Origin of the sequence: Kineosphaera limosa NBRC 100340 (genome assembly GCF_000298215.1) — a bacterium.
GTDB lineage: Bacteria > Actinomycetota > Actinomycetes > Actinomycetales > Dermatophilaceae > Kineosphaera > Kineosphaera limosa.
Genome location: NZ_BAHD01000005.1, coordinates 124522 through 139890, shown reverse-complemented (window position 1 = coordinate 139890; position 15369 = coordinate 124522). Strand labels below are relative to the sequence as shown.

15 protein-coding genes are annotated in these 15369 nt (G+C 70.6%); 5 read left to right on the top strand and 10 right to left on the bottom strand.

The features are described 5' to 3' along the window. Nucleotides 1-6: 6 nt before the first annotated feature. From KILIM_RS02505 to KILIM_RS02490, 4 genes are all read right to left on the bottom strand, one after another. A complete protein-coding gene (locus tag KILIM_RS02505; RefSeq protein ID WP_006591039.1) occupies nucleotides 7-774 on the bottom strand; it encodes a sulfite exporter TauE/SafE family protein in 768 nt (255 codons plus the stop codon). 47 nt (nucleotides 775-821) lie between these two features. Next, the gene (locus tag KILIM_RS02500) at nucleotides 822-2051 is read right to left on the bottom strand and encodes an SPFH domain-containing protein (RefSeq protein WP_006591038.1); all 1230 of its coding nucleotides are present in this window, start codon (nucleotides 2049-2051) and stop codon (nucleotides 822-824) included. A gap of 34 nt (nucleotides 2052-2085) precedes the next feature. After that, nucleotides 2086-2577: an NfeD family protein gene (locus KILIM_RS02495; protein WP_006591037.1), complete on the bottom strand. Its 492-nt coding sequence runs from the start codon at nucleotides 2575-2577 to the stop codon at nucleotides 2086-2088. A gap of 273 nt (nucleotides 2578-2850) precedes the next feature. Further along, nucleotides 2851-3651, bottom strand: coding sequence for an ABC transporter ATP-binding protein (locus KILIM_RS02490; protein WP_006591036.1), 801 nt, complete (start codon nucleotides 3649-3651; stop codon nucleotides 2851-2853). Nucleotides 3652-3795: 144 nt separating this feature from the next. On the opposite strand from KILIM_RS02490, the gene KILIM_RS21960 reads away from it, so the two are divergent. Next, complete coding sequence (locus KILIM_RS21960; protein ID WP_006591035.1) at nucleotides 3796-4557, top strand: Rv1486c family protein; 762 nt, start codon at nucleotides 3796-3798, stop codon at nucleotides 4555-4557. 36 nt (nucleotides 4558-4593) lie between these two features. Here the strand turns inward: KILIM_RS21960 and glgA are convergent, their stop codons facing one another. After that, nucleotides 4594-5799, bottom strand: coding sequence for a glycogen synthase (glgA, locus tag KILIM_RS02480; protein ID WP_006591034.1), 1206 nt, complete (start codon nucleotides 5797-5799; stop codon nucleotides 4594-4596). Nucleotides 5800-6006: 207 nt separating this feature from the next. Here glgA and glgC point away from each other — a divergent pair, with 207 nt between their 5' ends. Together glgC and serB are read left to right on the top strand one after the other, a co-directional pair. Further along, on the top strand, nucleotides 6007-7266 hold the full coding sequence (gene glgC, locus KILIM_RS02475) for a glucose-1-phosphate adenylyltransferase (protein WP_040561908.1): 1260 nt from the start codon (nucleotides 6007-6009) through the stop codon (nucleotides 7264-7266). Nucleotides 7267-7330: 64 nt separating this feature from the next. After that, the gene (gene serB, locus KILIM_RS02470; protein ID WP_217997031.1) at nucleotides 7331-8032 is read left to right on the top strand and encodes a phosphoserine phosphatase SerB; all 702 of its coding nucleotides are present in this window, start codon (nucleotides 7331-7333) and stop codon (nucleotides 8030-8032) included. A gap of 74 nt (nucleotides 8033-8106) precedes the next feature. Here the strand turns inward: serB and KILIM_RS02465 are convergent, their stop codons facing one another. The 3 genes from KILIM_RS02465 to KILIM_RS02455 all read right to left on the bottom strand — a co-directional run bounded on the left by KILIM_RS02465 (nucleotide 8107) and on the right by KILIM_RS02455 (nucleotide 10649). After that, entirely contained in the window at nucleotides 8107-8802 is a 696-nt protein-coding gene (locus KILIM_RS02465) for a GNAT family N-acetyltransferase (protein WP_006591031.1), read from the bottom strand. Between the two features lie 187 nt (nucleotides 8803-8989). Further along, on the bottom strand, nucleotides 8990-9748 hold the full coding sequence (gene fabI / locus KILIM_RS02460; RefSeq protein ID WP_006591030.1) for an enoyl-ACP reductase FabI: 759 nt from the start codon (nucleotides 9746-9748) through the stop codon (nucleotides 8990-8992). Nucleotides 9749-9932: 184 nt separating this feature from the next. After that, complete coding sequence (locus KILIM_RS02455) at nucleotides 9933-10649, bottom strand: SDR family oxidoreductase (RefSeq protein ID WP_006591029.1); 717 nt, start codon at nucleotides 10647-10649, stop codon at nucleotides 9933-9935. Between the two features lie 190 nt (nucleotides 10650-10839). On the opposite strand from KILIM_RS02455, the gene KILIM_RS23030 reads away from it, so the two are divergent. Next, nucleotides 10840-11268: a DUF3099 domain-containing protein gene (locus tag KILIM_RS23030; RefSeq protein ID WP_006591028.1), complete on the top strand. Its 429-nt coding sequence runs from the start codon at nucleotides 10840-10842 to the stop codon at nucleotides 11266-11268. On the opposite strand, the gene moaA is transcribed toward KILIM_RS23030, so the two are convergent. Continuing rightward, a complete protein-coding gene (gene moaA / locus KILIM_RS02445) occupies nucleotides 11228-12325 on the bottom strand; it encodes a GTP 3',8-cyclase MoaA (protein WP_006591027.1) in 1098 nt (365 codons plus the stop codon). The two genes, KILIM_RS23030 and moaA, sit on opposite strands and share 41 nt — an antisense overlap. A 56-nt stretch (nucleotides 12326-12381) precedes the next feature. Here moaA and KILIM_RS02440 point away from each other — a divergent pair, with 56 nt between their 5' ends. Then, nucleotides 12382-13200, top strand: a complete 819-nt coding sequence (locus KILIM_RS02440) for an SURF1 family cytochrome oxidase biogenesis protein (protein ID WP_255247594.1) — start codon at nucleotides 12382-12384, stop codon at nucleotides 13198-13200. 298 nt (nucleotides 13201-13498) lie between these two features. Here the strand turns inward: KILIM_RS02440 and KILIM_RS02435 are convergent, their stop codons facing one another. After that, on the bottom strand, nucleotides 13499-15367 hold the full coding sequence (locus KILIM_RS02435) for an ABC transporter ATP-binding protein (RefSeq protein WP_006591025.1): 1869 nt from the start codon (nucleotides 15365-15367) through the stop codon (nucleotides 13499-13501). Nucleotides 15368-15369 lie beyond the last annotated feature (2 nt).

Here is a 15369-nt window from a genome sequence, read left to right as displayed (position 1 = left end):
TCCCTCTCAGGCGAAGACCGTCATGCGGGCGATGGCGATGACTCCGACGACGATGATGATGGTGCGCAGCACGACCGGCGGCAGGCGTCGGCCGACCCGGGCGCCGATGACGCCGCCGATGAGGCTGCCAAAACCGATGAGCGCGACTGCGCCCCAGTGGATCTGGTCGGTGCGCATGATGATGAACACGGTGGCGGCAACGAAGTTCACGACGAGCGCCAGCAGGTTCTTCAGCCCGTTGAGCACCTGCAGCTCGGCGACCAGCAGCGTGCTGAGAATGCCGATGAGGATGATGCCCTGAGCGGCCCCGAAATACCCGCCGTAGACCCCCGTCAGCATGACGAGCACCCAGATGAGCACCCGCCGCCCGCGCGTCTGCGTCGTGGCCTGGGCCTTGGCGGCGCGGCGCTGCAGGGTCGGGCCCACGATGACGAGCAGCACCCCCACGCCGATGAGCACGGGCACCACGGCGTCGAACACCGACTCCGGCAGTACGAGCAGTAGGAGCGCGCCGATGATCCCGCCGATGAGCGAGGCCGGGACGAAGCGGCGCACCAGTGGCAGCGCCCGTTCGAGTTCGCGCCGGTAGCCGTGGGTGCCGCTGACGCCACCGGGCACGAGCCCGATGTTGTTGCTCATGTTCGCCACGAGCGGCGGGAAACCGAGGAACAGCAGCGTCGGGAAGGTCACCAGCGACCCGGAGCCGACGATGGTGTTGATCGTCCCGGCCACCACACCTGCGGCCAGGATCGCCAGGGCCTGCCATAAATCCACCCCGACACCCTACGGGTGCCGGGGTGGATCTCGACGAGCGAGGGTTGTCAGCTGCGCTGCTCACCCTCTGGTGCCTGCTGCGGGGCCCCTTCCGGGGTCTGCGGCATCGGCGGGATGGGAGAGGCCAGGCCGGGTTGGGTCGACGGGTCGACGCCGGGCTGGTCGGGCTGGGCGCTCAGCGCGGGACGAGCACCGCTGCCGCCCGCGCGGCCACCCTTGCCCGGCCGTGTGGCGACCCCTTCGGCCTCGGCCACCGACTTGGCGGCCTCGTCGCGGGCCTCGGCCAAGGCCACGGAGGGGTCTTTCAGCGACGTGTTACCGAAGGGCGAGTCGTCGAGGTCGTCCGGGGTGTCGTCCGGCGTCCACGGCTCGCTGTCGTCGTCGCCGAACTGGAACGGGGCGCTGCCGCCGGTGTTGCCGAATGCGGAGCCGAAGCCCTTGAGCGCCTCGGTGAACTCGCCGGGCACGATCCACATCTTGTTGGCGTCGCCGCGGGCCAGCTGCGGCAGCACCTGCAGGTACTGGTAGGCGAGCAGCTTCTGGTCGGGCTTGCCGCGGTGGATGGCGTCGAAGACCTGCTGGATCGCGCGGGCCTGGCCTTGGGCCTCGAGGATGCGGGACTGGGCCGAACCCTCGGCCCGCAGAATCTGGCTCTGCTTCTCACCCTCGGCCGTCAGGATCGCGGCGGCCTTGACACCCTCGGCCGTCAGGATCGTGGCGCGGCGGTCGCGCTCGGCGCGCATCTGCTTCTCCATCGAGTCCTGCACGCTGTGCGGCGGGTCGATGGCCTTCAGCTCGACGCGGGCGACGCGGATGCCCCAACGGCCGGTGGCCTCGTCGAGCACCCCACGCAGCTGGCCGTTGATCTGATCGCGGCTCGTCAGCGTCTGCTCCAGGTCCATGGAGCCGATGACGTTACGCAGCGTGGTGACGGTCAGCTGCTCGATGCCCTGAATGAAGTTGGCGATCTCGTACACCGCATCCTTGGCGTCGGTCACCGCGTAGTAGATGACCGTGTCGATGTTGACGACAAGGTTGTCGCTCGTGATCACCGGCTGCGGCGGGAAGCTGACGACCTGCTCGCGCAGGTCGATGTTCGCGCGGACCTTGTCGACGAAGGGCACCAGCAGGTGGATGCCCGGGTCGAGGGTGCGCGAGTACTTTCCGAGTCGCTCGACGATCTGCGAGGTCTGTTGCGGCACGATGCGCACCGCGCGCACGACCACGACGACCGCGAAGAGCAACACCAGTAGGAGCAGAATCAAGCCGACGTCCATAGTGCGGGTCCTCCCTGTTGACTGTTCGGTTGACTTAATCGTTCTCGAGCTCGCGGCGCGGCAGGTCCTGCACCGGCGAGGCCGCCGTCACGACGAGCACGGCTCCGTCGACAGCGGTGATCCGCCCCGGCGCGTCCGCCGGGATGGGGGTGTCTCCTGGGGCGATCCGCGCGGTCCACGTGTCGCCGTCGATGATGAGCAACCCGTGCTGCTCGCCGATGGGCTCGACGGCCCGACCCACCTGGCCGATGTAGCGGGCCGTGCCGATGGCCGGGTGGTCTGTGGACTTCGACAGGTGCCGCTTGGCGATGGGCCGCACGACACCGAGCAACCCGATCGAGACGATGACCCCGACGATGACTTGCACCCCGAAGCCGAAGCCGATGAGGGCCGTGGCGCCCGCGGCCAGTGCACCTCCGGCGAGCATGAGAAACACGAAGTCGACGGTGGCGGCCTCGACGACGCCCAGGATCAGAGCGACGCCCAACCAGGCGGCCCACTCGTTTCCTTGCAGCCACTCCGGCATGTCGCCTCTCCCTCCAGTTGTCATCTCATGTCATCGACACCGTGCCTGACACGTCACCCGAGCCGGGCCAAGCGATAGCCGCAAGCTTCGAGACAATACGTGCGAATGGGACGCTTTTCGCCGATTCGCCTGTGTCAGACGTTAACGGTGCGACGGGTGGCGCACGTCACTGGTTCCATCATCGCCGCGGATGGCGGTTGACACCCACTGAATCTGCGAGCGCGGCCGCGGCCCCGATGGCGCGTCGGGCCGGCGGGGTGATCGCCCTGCAGCTCAACTCTCGGACTGGGCTCCCTTGGCCCGCGCCGAGTAGCGCTGCCCGTGCTGCTCCAAGACCAGCGGCACGGCGAAGGTCTCGCTGAGGTTCGCCTCCGTGAGCGTGATCTCGATCGGGCCGGCAGCGACGATCCTGCCCTCGCGCAGCAGCAGTACGTCGGTGAAGCCCGGCGGGATCTCCTCGACGTGGTGGGTGACGAGCACGAGTGCCGGAGCGTCGAGATCCTCGGCGAGGGCCCCCAGGCGTGCGAGGAGGTCTTCGCGCCCGCCGAGGTCGAGGCCCGCCGCCGGTTCGTCCAGGAGCATGAGCTCGGGGTCGGTCATGAGCGCTCGGGCGATCTGGACCCGCTTACGCTCCCCTTCGGACAGCGTGCCGAAGCGCCGGTCCGCCAAGTGCCCGGCACCCAGGGCGGTGAGCAGCTCGGTCGCGCGGGCCAGATCGAGCTCGTCGTAGCGCTCCCGCCAGCGGCCGACGACGCCGTAGGAGGCGGTGACGACGATGTCGTGCACCCGCTCGTCGGCCGGCAGCCGCTCGGCGATCGAGGAGCTGGCCAGGCCGATACGCGGGCGCAACTCGAAGACGTCGACCGCGCCGAGCACCTCACCGAGTACACCGGCGACCCCGGTGGTGGGGTGCATGCGGGCGGCCGCGAGCTGCAGCAGGGTCGTCTTGCCGGCGCCGTTGGGGCCGAGAATCACCCAGCGCTGTCCCTCCTCGACCTCCCAGTCGATGGAGTCGAGCAGCGTGTTGCCGCCACGGACGACGCTGACCCCGGCGAACTCCAGGACATCGCTCATGAGTTCTCCTCGCAGCCGGCTTCGCACTCGTCGTGGCGATCCATGACCCAGACCCTAAGGCACCGGCCCTGCCGCGCGACGGTGCGGGCCCGGGGTGTTCGGCGACGTGAGGCCGGGCACCGTACTCGGCCGTACGATGACGCAATGCCCGAACTGCCCGCGAGTGCTCGGATGTCGTTGTGGGGCACGTGCCTGTTGACGGGCCGGGTCGACGTCGACACCGCTATCGAGGCCAGCGCTCCCGACGCCGATCACGCGACGGGCGCGCGCACGTGGCTGGAGACATGCAGCTCTCTGGGTGAGCGGGTCGTGCTCATGGCGTTGCCGCGCCCGGGTGACTATGGCGACGCTCCCGGCGGCGGCGACCTGCGCGAGGCGGCCCTGGCGGCCGGGGAGTGCGTCTTCGTTCCCGGCCTCGGGGGCGGCCTGGTGCCGCTCGTCGAGGAATACGGTCCCCCCGGGGACCGGGGCGTGTCGGTGACGTGGCGCCATCACGACAGCGACCCGGTGGCGCCGCATGTGCTGGATGCTTGGTCCAGCCGTCAGGCGGAGCGGGACCTTTCGCGGGCCATGGCAGAGGCGACGCAGGCGTTGTCGGGCCTGGCGGTGCCGTGGGCCTCGCGTGGCCTGGCCGACGGCGCGGCCGCGCGCCTGGGCACCCCGACGTGGGCGTTGCCGGCGGGCCTGCCGCCACCGGCCGCGCGGCTCATCGATCTGGCAGCAGGGGTCGCGGACCTGGCGAGGTTGGCAACCGACTCCCCCGACGACGGCACGAACGCGGCCGGCATCGCGGCCCGCCAGCAGCACCTGCGTCGCCTGGCCGCCGCCGCCCACCACGCCCTGACCCGCGGCATCAACGTCGCGGCCCTGCACCTGGCAGGGCTACGCCCCGGCCGCGACGACTGAGCGTCGCACCCGGGGCGCACCGTGGTCCGCGGCACGTCAGCTGCGGGCCAACACCTCCTGGTAGACCGCCATGGTGCGGTCACCGATGGCCGACCAGCTGAACTGCTCGACGGCGCGCCTGCGACCCGCCTGGCCCATGGCGCGGGCGCGGGCCGGGTCGCTGACCGCCTCGGTGAGGGCGGCGGCGAGGTCGTTCTCGAACTTCGCCGGGTCCAACGGGGTGCCGGTGCCGTCGTCGCGCTGCTCGATGTCGACGAGCCATCCGGTCTCACCGTCGACCACGACCTCCGGAATGCCGCCCGTGCGCGTGGCGACGACCGCCGCGTCGCAGGCCATCGCCTCGAGGTTGACGATGCCCAGCGGCTCGTATACCGAGGGGCAGGCGAAGACGGTGGCGTGCGACTCCAGGGCGATGACCTTGGCGCGCGGCAGGTGCTCGGCGATCATGACGACGCCGTCGCGGGTCTGACGCAGCTCATCCATGAGCCCCTCGACCTCCGCCTTGATCTCGGGGGTGTCGGGGGCACCGGCGCAGAGCACGACCTGCACGTCCGGAGGCAGCTGATGGGCGGCGCGCAACAGGTGCGGCAAGCCCTTCTGCCGGGTGATGCGACCGACGAACAGAATCGAGGGCTTGTCGGGATCCATGCCGTACTGGCGGCACACGTCCTTGGCCGCGTCGGAGGTGTCGGGCTGCCAGTCGGTGGAGTCGATGCCGTTGTGCACGACGGCGACCTTGGCCGGATCGATGCTCGGGTAGCACTTGAGAATGTCGGCCTTCATGCCGTGACTGACGGCGATGACGCCCGCCGCAGCCTCGTACGCCGTCTTCTCCACCCAGGACGACACGCGGTAGCCGCCGCCGAGCTGCTCGGCCTTCCACGGCCGCAGCGGCTCCAGGCTGTGCGCCGAGATGACGTGCGGGGCGCCGGCCAGCAGCGCGCCCAGATGGCCGGCCATGTTGGCGTACCAGGTGTGCGAGTGCAGCAGGTCGGCTCCCTCGCAGTCGGCGGCCATCGTCACGTCGACGCCGAGGGTCTGCAACGCCGCATTGGCCTGCGCCAACTCGGGCAGGTCGGGGTAGCCGGTGGTGCCGGGTTCGTCGCGGGGCGCACCGAAGGCACGCACCTGGACGTCGACGTCGCCGCGGGCCCGCAGCGCCCGCACGAGTTCTTCGACATGGACGCCCGCGCCGCCGTAGACGGCCGGGGGATACTCCTTGGACAGAATGTCTACGCGCACGTTGGCACCCTAGTCGCGCCGCGGTCTCCCACGGGCTCTAGCGGGGGCCACGATCACGCCCCGCGAGCACGGCGCAGACAGCTGGACAAGGCCGGAACGAGTCGGAAGCGAGCGGCGGCGGCCGGGTGTCGAGACGGTTCGCTCAGGGCGTGGGAATCCCGCGCGCTCACCCGCCGCGGGCGCCCTCCTGGGCGGTACGTTGCACGCATGAGGCCCCTATCTCGTCCCCCTAAAGTCCTGGCCATCGTGTTGGCGGGCGGTGAGGGTAAGCGGCTCATGCCCCTGACCGCCGATCGCGCCAAGCCCGCGGTCCCGTTCGGCGGCATCTACCGCCTCGTCGACTTCGCCCTCAGTAACGTCGTCAACTCCGGGTACCTCAAGGTTGTGGTGCTGACGCAGTACAAGTCGCACAGTCTCGACCGTCACGTCACGCGGACCTGGCGCATGAGCACCCTGCTGGGCAACTATGTCGCGCCGATCCCGGCTCAACAGCGCGTCAACAAGTCGTGGTACATGGGCAGCGCCGACGCGATCTACCAGAGCCTGAACGCGATCGACGACGAGAAGCCCGACATCGTCGTTGTCGTGGGTGCCGACCACGTGTACCGCATGGACTTCTCCCAGATGGTGCAGCAGCACATCGACACCAACGCGGGCATCACCGTGGCGGCGATCCGCCAGCCGATCTCGCTGGCCGACCAGTTCGGTGTCATCGAGGTCGACACCAACGACGTGCGTAAGATCGGGCGCTGGCGCGAGAAGCCGACCGACGCCATCGGCCTGCCGGACTCCCCCGACGAGGTGCTGGCTTCGATGGGCAACTATGTCTTCGACGCCGACGTGTTGCGTGACGTCGTCAGTCAGGACGCCCAGAACGACGACAGCAAGCACGACATGGGCGGCGACATCGTGCCGTTCTTCGTCAACAAGGGCGACGGCTGGGTCTACGACTTCAACAACAACGTCATCCCCGGCGCCACGGACCGCGACCGGGCCTACTGGCGTGATGTCGGGACGATCGACTCCTACTACGAGGCCAACCGCGACCTCATCCACTTGGAGCCCGTGTTCAACCTCTACAACGACGCCTGGCCGATCTTCACGAGCACCAGCTCGAGTTCGGCGCCGGCGAAGTTCGTGCACAACGAGGAGGGCCGCATCGGGCAGGCGCTGAACTCCGCGATCTCCCCCGGCTGCATCGTCTCCGGGTCGATGGTCGAGGGGTCGGTGCTCTCCCCGAACGTGCGGGTGCACAGCTACGCGCGAGTGCTCGACTCGGTGCTGCTGGACAACGTCTCGATCGCGCGTAATGCCTTCGTGCGAAACGCGATTCTCGACAAGAACGTCGTCGTGGAGACGGGGGCGGAGGTCGGTATCGACGTCGAGGCCGATCGGGCGCGCGGCTACCACGTCAGCGAGGCCGGCATCGTCGTGGTGCCCAAGGGCACGGTCATTACGAAGGTGTAAAACCCCTTCGCGCGGGGTCTGGGGCGGCGCGGGTGCGGGCCTGACGCGCGTTAGGTTGGTGGGTGTGAGCACGTCAGCCAGCCCCAGTACGCAGCACGGCACAGGGCCGGCCGCCACCCGGCGGCCCGGCCCTGTGCTCGTCGTCAGCGATGTCGACTCCACGTTCATCCGCGACGAGGTCATCGAGCTGTTCGCCCGGCACGCCGGCGTCGAGGAGCAGGTCGCCAAGGTGACGGCCGCGGCGATGCGCGGCGAGCTGGACTTCACCCAGAGCCTGCATGCCCGCGTCAAGGCGCTGGCGGGGCTACCGGTCGAGGTGATCCACGACGTCCGACGCGAGGTGCGCCTCACCGAGGGCGCCGCCGAATTCGTCGCCGGACTGGCCGCCGGGGGGCACACCCTCGCGTTGGTCTCCGGCGGCTTCGAGGAGGTCGTGACCCCCCTGGCCGCGCGGATGGGGATCGGTCACGTGGTCGCCAACCGGTTCGAGGTGGCCGACGGCCGGTTCACCGGTCGAGTCGCGGGTCGCGTCGTGGATCGCCGCGTCAAGGCCGCGACCCTGGTGGAGCTGGCGCAACGGCTGGGCATCCCGGTAGAGAACACGGTGGCCGTCGGGGACGGCGCCAACGACCTCGACATGCTGAGCGTCGCCGGCACCGGCATCGCCTTCTGCGCCAAACCCGTGCTGCGCGAGGCCGCCGACATCGTCATCGACCGCCCCGACCTGCGCCTGGTTCTCGACGCCCTGGCCATCGACCGCCCCTGAGCGTCGCGGCGGCGCCGAACACGTCGGTCGTCGACGGCGCTTCGAGAGGGCCTCGAGAGGATTCGAGCGGCGCGTCAGAGGCGGTGTTCGGGCCGGCTACTGAACAGTTGGATGCTGCCGACGGGCTCCATGCCGGCGCGCAGGCAGGCGCGCAGGCTGGCGGCGTTGCCGGGGGCGACGGAGGCGACGACGACCTCGTTCTCGGGGACCGCGCCCAAAGCCAGTCCCATGAGTTCGGCGCCGGCGCCGTGGCCGCGGTGGGCCGGGTCGACCTCGCCGCTGATCTCGCGTAGGCCCGCCACGCCGTGGGCGAGGATGACGACATCGTTGCGATCGGTCTCCGGGCGGCCGAGTACCTGCACGTCGGTGCGGACCCGCCGGGCATACTCCGCCCGCGGATGTTTGGCCAGGTCGGGGCGGGCCACGAGGCCACCGTGGCCGCCGTCGTTGGCGCCACGACCGGTGCCGAGCAACAGCACGTCGAGTGAGTCGATCCACCCCGTCGGGCCCGCCAGATCGACGAGGACCCGCGCGAACGCGCCGTCCCAGCCGCTCAGACCCAGATCCTCCAGCCGCGAGTCCGGCACGTCATAGGAGACCGCCAGCACCGCGCGACCCGTGAACGACAGGATCGCCTGCAGGTCCTGCTTCCACGGGGACACCCGCAACCAGCCGCCGTCGGCCGGCGGATAGGCACCCGCAGCGGCCTCCCGCAGCATCCGGGCCAGCGGGTGCCGCGCAGGAGTCCACACGGGTGAGTCGGTGCTCAACGGCGGCTCCTTCGACCCCTGCGGCGGCTGGCGACCGCGAGAGCGTGACGAAGGCGAGCGGTCGGCGGAGGCCCCTGTGGGCACTCTGCCGGCCTATCGGCGAACAGCATTGCGACAATAGGTTTTCGGAAGAACGTGCGCTGTGGACGACGCGACCAGCCTCAACCGCCCGCGGACCGCCCGCGCGTCAGCCGCCCAGGGAGTGGAAGCCGCCGTCGACGTGCACGATCTCGCCGGTCGTGGCCGGGAACCAGTCGCTCATGAGCGCGACGCACGCCATCGCGGCGGGCTTCGGGTCGGCGATATCCCAACCCAGCGGGGAGTGATCGCCCCACTCGGCGAACCGCGAGAACGCCGGGATGGAGTTGGCCGCGGTCGTGCGGATCGGGCCTGCGGCCACGAGGTTGCAGCGGATGCCCTTCGGGCCCAGGTCACGAGCCAGGTACCGGTTGGTCGACTCGAACGCGGCCTTGGCCACCCCCATCCAGTCGTAGCCGTTCCAGGCGACCGTCGCGTCGAGCGTCAGGCCGACGATCGAACTGCCGGGGCCCATCAGGGGCTCGCACGCCTTGCCGAGGTCCTTGAGGGAGTAGGCCGAGATCTGCAGCGCCGGCGCGACGTCTTCCCACGCGGCCCCCATGAAATCGAACGCGGCCCGCGGGGCGAACCCGATGGAGTGCAGCGCCCCGTCGAGGGAGTCGACGTGCTCGCGCAGCGCGTCCGGTAGCGCCGCGAAGTGCTCGGGGTTGGCCACGTCGAGTTCGACGACCGGGGCCGCCTCCGGCAGGCGCCGGGCGATCGCCGTGGTGATCTTCATCGTCCGTCCGAACGAGGTGAGCACGACCTTGGCGCCCTGCTCCTGCGCGAGACGAGCGACGTGGAAGGCGATGGACGCCTCCGTCAGGACGCCGGTGACGAGGATCTTCTTGCCCTCCAGCAGAGCCATGTGGGTTGTTCCTTCCGAGCTTTCGCAGGGTTCAATCGCAGGGTTGCGCGGGCCAGCGGTGTTCGAGTGGTCAAAGGTTGCGCGGGACGTGCCGCGTCAGGAGGATATCGGCCCGCGGCACCGCACCAGCCCGCGGCGCGCCCGGTCCTCCCCCGCGTCACCGCGGTGGTGACGCAGGGGAGCTTCAGTGCCCCATCCCCAGGCCCCCGTCGACGGGGATGACGGCGCCGGTGACGTAGGAGGCCTCCGGGGAGGCGAGGAAGCGCACGGCCGCCGCGACCTCCGCCACGGCACCGAACCGCCCGGCGGGGATGGCGCCCTGGTACTGCTTCTTGAGGTCGGCCGGAAGCTCCTCGGTCATGGCCGTCTCGATGAAGCCAGGGGCCACGACGTTGGCGGTGATGCCGCGGCCGCCGAGTTCGCGCGAGATGCTGCGCGCCACGCCCACGAGCCCGGACTTGCTCGCCGCGTAGTTGACCTGACCCGGCGATCCGTACAGCCCGACGACGCTGGAGACGAAGATGAGCCGGCCGCGCTTGAGCCGCAACATGCCCTTGGAGGCGCGCCGGGCGCAACGGATCGCGCCCACGAGGTTGGTGTCGAGCACCGCGTCGATGTCGTCATCCGACATGCGCATGAGCAGCTGGTCGCGGGTGATGCCGGCGTTGGCCACGAGGATCTCGACCTGGTTGCCGGTCAGCTCGGCCGCGGCGGTGAAGGCGGCGTCGACCGAGGCCGTATCCGTCACCTCCAGGGGCACGGCCTCGAAGTCGTCGGGCGCCTGCCCGCTTCGGCAGCCGACGACGACCCTGTCGCCGGCGTCGCGCAGCGCGTGCGCGATCGCCAGGCCGATGCCGCGGTTGCCGCCGGTGACCAATGCGGTGCGAGGGGTGCTACTCATGCGCCAAGGAGTCCAATCTGCGTCAGGCTTGCTGGGGGGCTGCTGGGGGCTGCTGGGGGGCTGCTGGGGGGCTGCTGGAGGGCTGCTGGAGGGCTGCTGGAGGCTGGCCCGTGCTGGGTCGGCCGGCCATCGGCGTGCGCCTTCGCCGAACCTAGTGCACTACCGGCCGGTAGCTCTCGCGGTGGTTCGGGTGGTGACCTACGCTGACGTGGTGCGCGCAACGCTGCATCGCTCCCGACCGAAGGGCCCGGCTGCCGGGTCCGGCGGTCGCCAGGGCAGACGCGCACCGACCCGACCCGTGCATTCGATCACCGGGGCCGCGCTGTCGCCGCGGGTCGACCAGAACAAGCGGTTGCGCAACTACCTGATCTCCATGGGCATCCGCACGGTGTGCTTCGCCCTGGCCGGCGTGTTCGCGGTGACGACGTCGTGGACGTGGCTGGCGTGGCTATGCGTCGTCGCCGCCGCGGTGCTGCCCTATCCGGCGGTCGTCTTCGCCAACGCCGTCGACCGGCGCCTGGAGACCACCGACATCCAAGCCCCCTATCGAATGCTCGAGGCCGGACCCTCCGGCGCGGTCAACCCCCGATCGAGCTCATCGGGCGGGCCGGCTGGGTGAAGTCGGGGGCGCCGATGCCGTGGCCGCGGGCCTTGCGCCACATCTCCCCGCGGATGAGTCGCACCAGCTCCCGATCGCCGGCGCCCTCGCGCAGGGGGCCGCGCAGATCCATCTCGCCGCGGGAGAACAGGCAGTTGCGCACCATGCCGTCGGCGGTCAGGCGCACCCGATCGCACGCGGCGCAGAAGGGCGCGGAGACGCTGGCGATGATGCCGACGGTCGCCGGGCCGCCGTCGATGAGGTAGCGCTCCGCGGGCGCGCTGCCCCGCCCCTGCGCCGGGGTGAGCGTGAACCGTTGCGAGAGTCGCTCGCGCACCTCGTCGGCCGTCGCCATCGCGTCGCGCTGCCACTGGTGTTGGGCGTCCAACGGCATCTGCTCGATGAAGCGCAGCTCGTAGCCGCGCTGCAGACACCACTCGAGCAGGTCGGTGACGTGGTGGTCGTTGACGCCGCGCATCGCGACCGCGTTGACCTTCACCGGCGTCAGACCGGCGTCTGCGGCGGCGGCCAGACCGGCGACGACGTCGTCGAGGCGGTCGCGCCGGGTCAGGGTCGCGAACGTCTGCTTGTCGATCGTGTCGAGGCTGATGTTGACGCGGTCCAGCCCGGCCTGCGCCAGCGCCTCCGCTTTTCGGGCCAGCCCGACACCATTGCTCGTCATCGCAATCATCGGCCGCGGGGTCAAGGCAGCGATCCCGGCCACGACCTCGACCAGTGATCGTCGCAGCAGCGGCTCTCCGCCGGTGAGTCGCACCTGGCGCACGCCGAGCTCCACGAAGATGCCGACGACCCGAAGCAGTTCTTCGTCGGTGAGCATCTGCGGTTTGGCCATCCACGCCAGGCCCTCGGCGGGCATGCAGTAGGTGCAGCGCAGATTGCAGTGGTCGGTCAGCGAGACCCGCAGGTCACGGGCGACGCGCCCGAAGGTGTCGACCAAGGCCCCGTCGCGCAGCGCCACGACATCGCCCTCGGGCGGGTCGGCGCCGACCGCGGGCCCGTCGGCTCGGTCGCGCCGACCGGGGAGCTCCGGCATGCCGAGCGGGATGGGCTGCGTCATCCGGCCACGATAGGCGCCTTGCGCCGCCGGCGCGCGCGGCGGGTAGCCTCGCAGGAGTGTCAGGAGTGTTCCGGGTTCTGCTGACGCGCCGCTGGTTGGCGGCGTTGGCGGTCGCCGCGTTGTTCGCGACGGCCTGCGTCTTTCTGGGCCGGTGGCAGTACTCGCGGCACGCCTACAAGGCGGAGCGAGCCCACCTGGTCGAGCAGTATTACGCGGCGGCACCGGTGCCCTTGGCGCAGGTGCTCCCGGGCCCCGACTCGCAGCTACCTGCGGATCAGGTGTGGCGGCGGGTGGTGGCGACCGGCACCTACTCCCCCGCCGACCAGCTCATGGTGCGTAACCGGCCGCAGAACATCGTCTACGGCTACGAGGTGCTGGTGCCCCTGCGCCTGGACGACGGCAGCACGATCCTCGTCGACCGAGGCTGGGTGCCGAACGCTGAGCGCGCCGACATCCTGCCCCAGGTACCGGCGGCCCCGACCGGCCACGTCACGGTCACCGGTTGGCTGCGCCCCGGCGAGGACGCCCTGAACCGCGGCCTGCCGCAGGGCCAGTTGGGCTCCATCGACCTGCCCGAAGCCGAGCGCCAACTGGGCACCGCGGTGCGCCCGGCCTACGTGGTGCTGGACGCGGAGAACGACGGGTCGGGCACACCGCCGGCGCGCCCGCAGGCGCTGCTGCCCCCGGACACCGGCACCGGCCCGCACTTCGCCTACGCGCTGCAGTGGTGGCTGGCCGCCCCGGTGGGCTTCGTACTCGTCGTCGTCTACGTCCGCCGCGAGTGGCTGGACGCCACCGGGCAGAGCGAGCGGCGGCGCCGCGAGAAGGCCGCCAAGCCCAAGAAGGTGCGCATCTGGGACGAGGAAGACGCCTGAGCCCTCGGACGTAGCGACTTCTCGACGTACTCGCAGAACAGCCCGATCACGAACTCCCAGGTCAGCGGCTCGACGCTCGCTCCGAAAGCTCCCCGAGTGCGTTGAGAAGTCGCTACGTTCCGCGGCCCGCCCGTCGACGACACGTATCCTGACGGTGGTTCGAGGCCAATCTGGCGGTAAGGCAACACGCGGGTCGGCGAATCTCACCCAGTCGGGTGAGGTAGCCGAGAAGGCCAGAAAGTAGACCCCGGTGTTGCGCCCGTGCCAGCTCAGGCGTGCTCTCGCCGATCACGCGTGTTCATTCGCCGCTACCGGCGAATTGGGTGCGGTAGAGGGTGGCGTAGAGGCCGCCGGCGGCGAGCAATTCGTCGTGGCGGCCGGTCTGCACGACGCGGCCGTCGGCCAGCACCACGATGAGGTCGGCACCGCGCACGGTCGCCAGGCGGTGGGCGATGACGAGGGCGGTGCGACCGGAGAGGGCGGTGTCCAGGGCCCGTTGGACCGCGGCCTCGGACTCCGAATCCAGGTGCGCGGTGGCCTCGTCGAGAATCACCAGGCCCGGCGCCTTGAGCAGCAGCCGTGCGATCGCCAGCCGCTGCTTCTCCCCACCGGAGAGCCGGTGGCCGCGGTCCCCCACGACCGTGTCGAGCCCCTCCGACAGGCCCTGCACCAGCGACCACACCTGCGCGGCCTGCAGCGCCTGCACCATCTCGCCCTCACTGACCCCGGGGCGGGCGTAGTCGAGGTTGGCGCGGATGGTGTCGTGAAACAGGTGCGCCTCCTGCGTGACCACGCCGACCGCGTCGTGCAGGTCGGCCTGGGTCACCTCGCGCACGTCGACGCCGCCGATGCGCACCGCGCCGCCCGTCACGTCGTACAGCCGCGACACGAGACTGGTCACCGTCGTCTTGCCCGCGCCGCTCGGTCCGACGAGAGCGACGAGCTGCCCCGGCCGCACGGCCAGGTTCACGTCGTGCAGCACCTGGGAGCCACCGCGCCGGTCGCCGGTCGCGGTGCTTTCCAGCGACGCCAGCGAGATCTCGTCGGCGCCCGGATACGCGAAGTCGGCGTGCTCCAACTCCAGGCTCAGCGACCCTGCGGGCAGCGCGCGGGGCTGCTCGGGGTCGCGCACGAGCGGACGCAGGTCGAGCACTTCGAAGACGCGCTCGAACGAGACCAGCGCGGTCATGACGTCGACCCGCACCGTCGACAGGGCGGTCAGCGGCGTGTACAGCCGCGCCAGCAGTGCCGTCAACGCCAGCAGGGTGCCGACCGTCATCTGGCCTTGGGCGGCCCCCACCCCACCGACGCCGTAGACGAGGGCGGTCGCCAGCGCCGCGATGAGCGTCAGGCCCGTGAGAAACAGCTGCCGGTTCATCGCGATCTCGACGCCGACGTCGCGGACGGCGGCCGCCCGCCGCGCATAGCCGGCGTGCTCGCGGCCGGGATTGCCGAAGAGCTTGACCAACAGGGCGCCGGCGACGTTGAACCGCTCGGTCATCCGCGTGCCGAGATCGGCGTTGAGGTTCATCGACTCGTGGGTCAGGCCCGCCAGGCGGCGCCCGACGAGCCGGGCGGGCAGGAGGAAGATCGGCAGCAACGCCAGGCTCGCCAGCGTCAACGGCCAGCTCAGGCTCGCCATCGCCGCCAGCAGCAGCACGAGCGAGACGACATTGCTGACCACCCCGGACAGTGTCGAGGTGAACGCCTGCTGCGCGCCGATGACGTCGGTGTTGAGCCGGGACACCAGCGCGCCGGTCTGGGTGCGGGTGAAGAACGCGATGGGCTGGGAGAGCACGTGCGCGAAGACCTCGCCGCGCAGGTCGTAGATGAGCCCCTCGCCGATGAGCGCGCTGGTGCGCCGCTGCCACACCCCCAGCAGCGCCTCGAGCAGGGCCAGGGCGGCGACGAGCAGCGCCAACCAGATGACCAGCGTCGTGTTCTGCGCCATGATCCCGTCGTCGACGATCCGCTGCAGAATGAGCGGCGCCGCCACGACGAGCATCGACCCGGCGATGACGAGCGCGAGAAAGAACGCCATCCGGCGCTTGTACGGGGCGGCGTACCGGATGACGCGCCGCAACGTGCCCGGCTTCAGGCGGGCGCCGCGCATCGAGTCGACCCGCGACATCGAGCGCATCGTCATGAAGCCGCTGCCCATCGTCATCC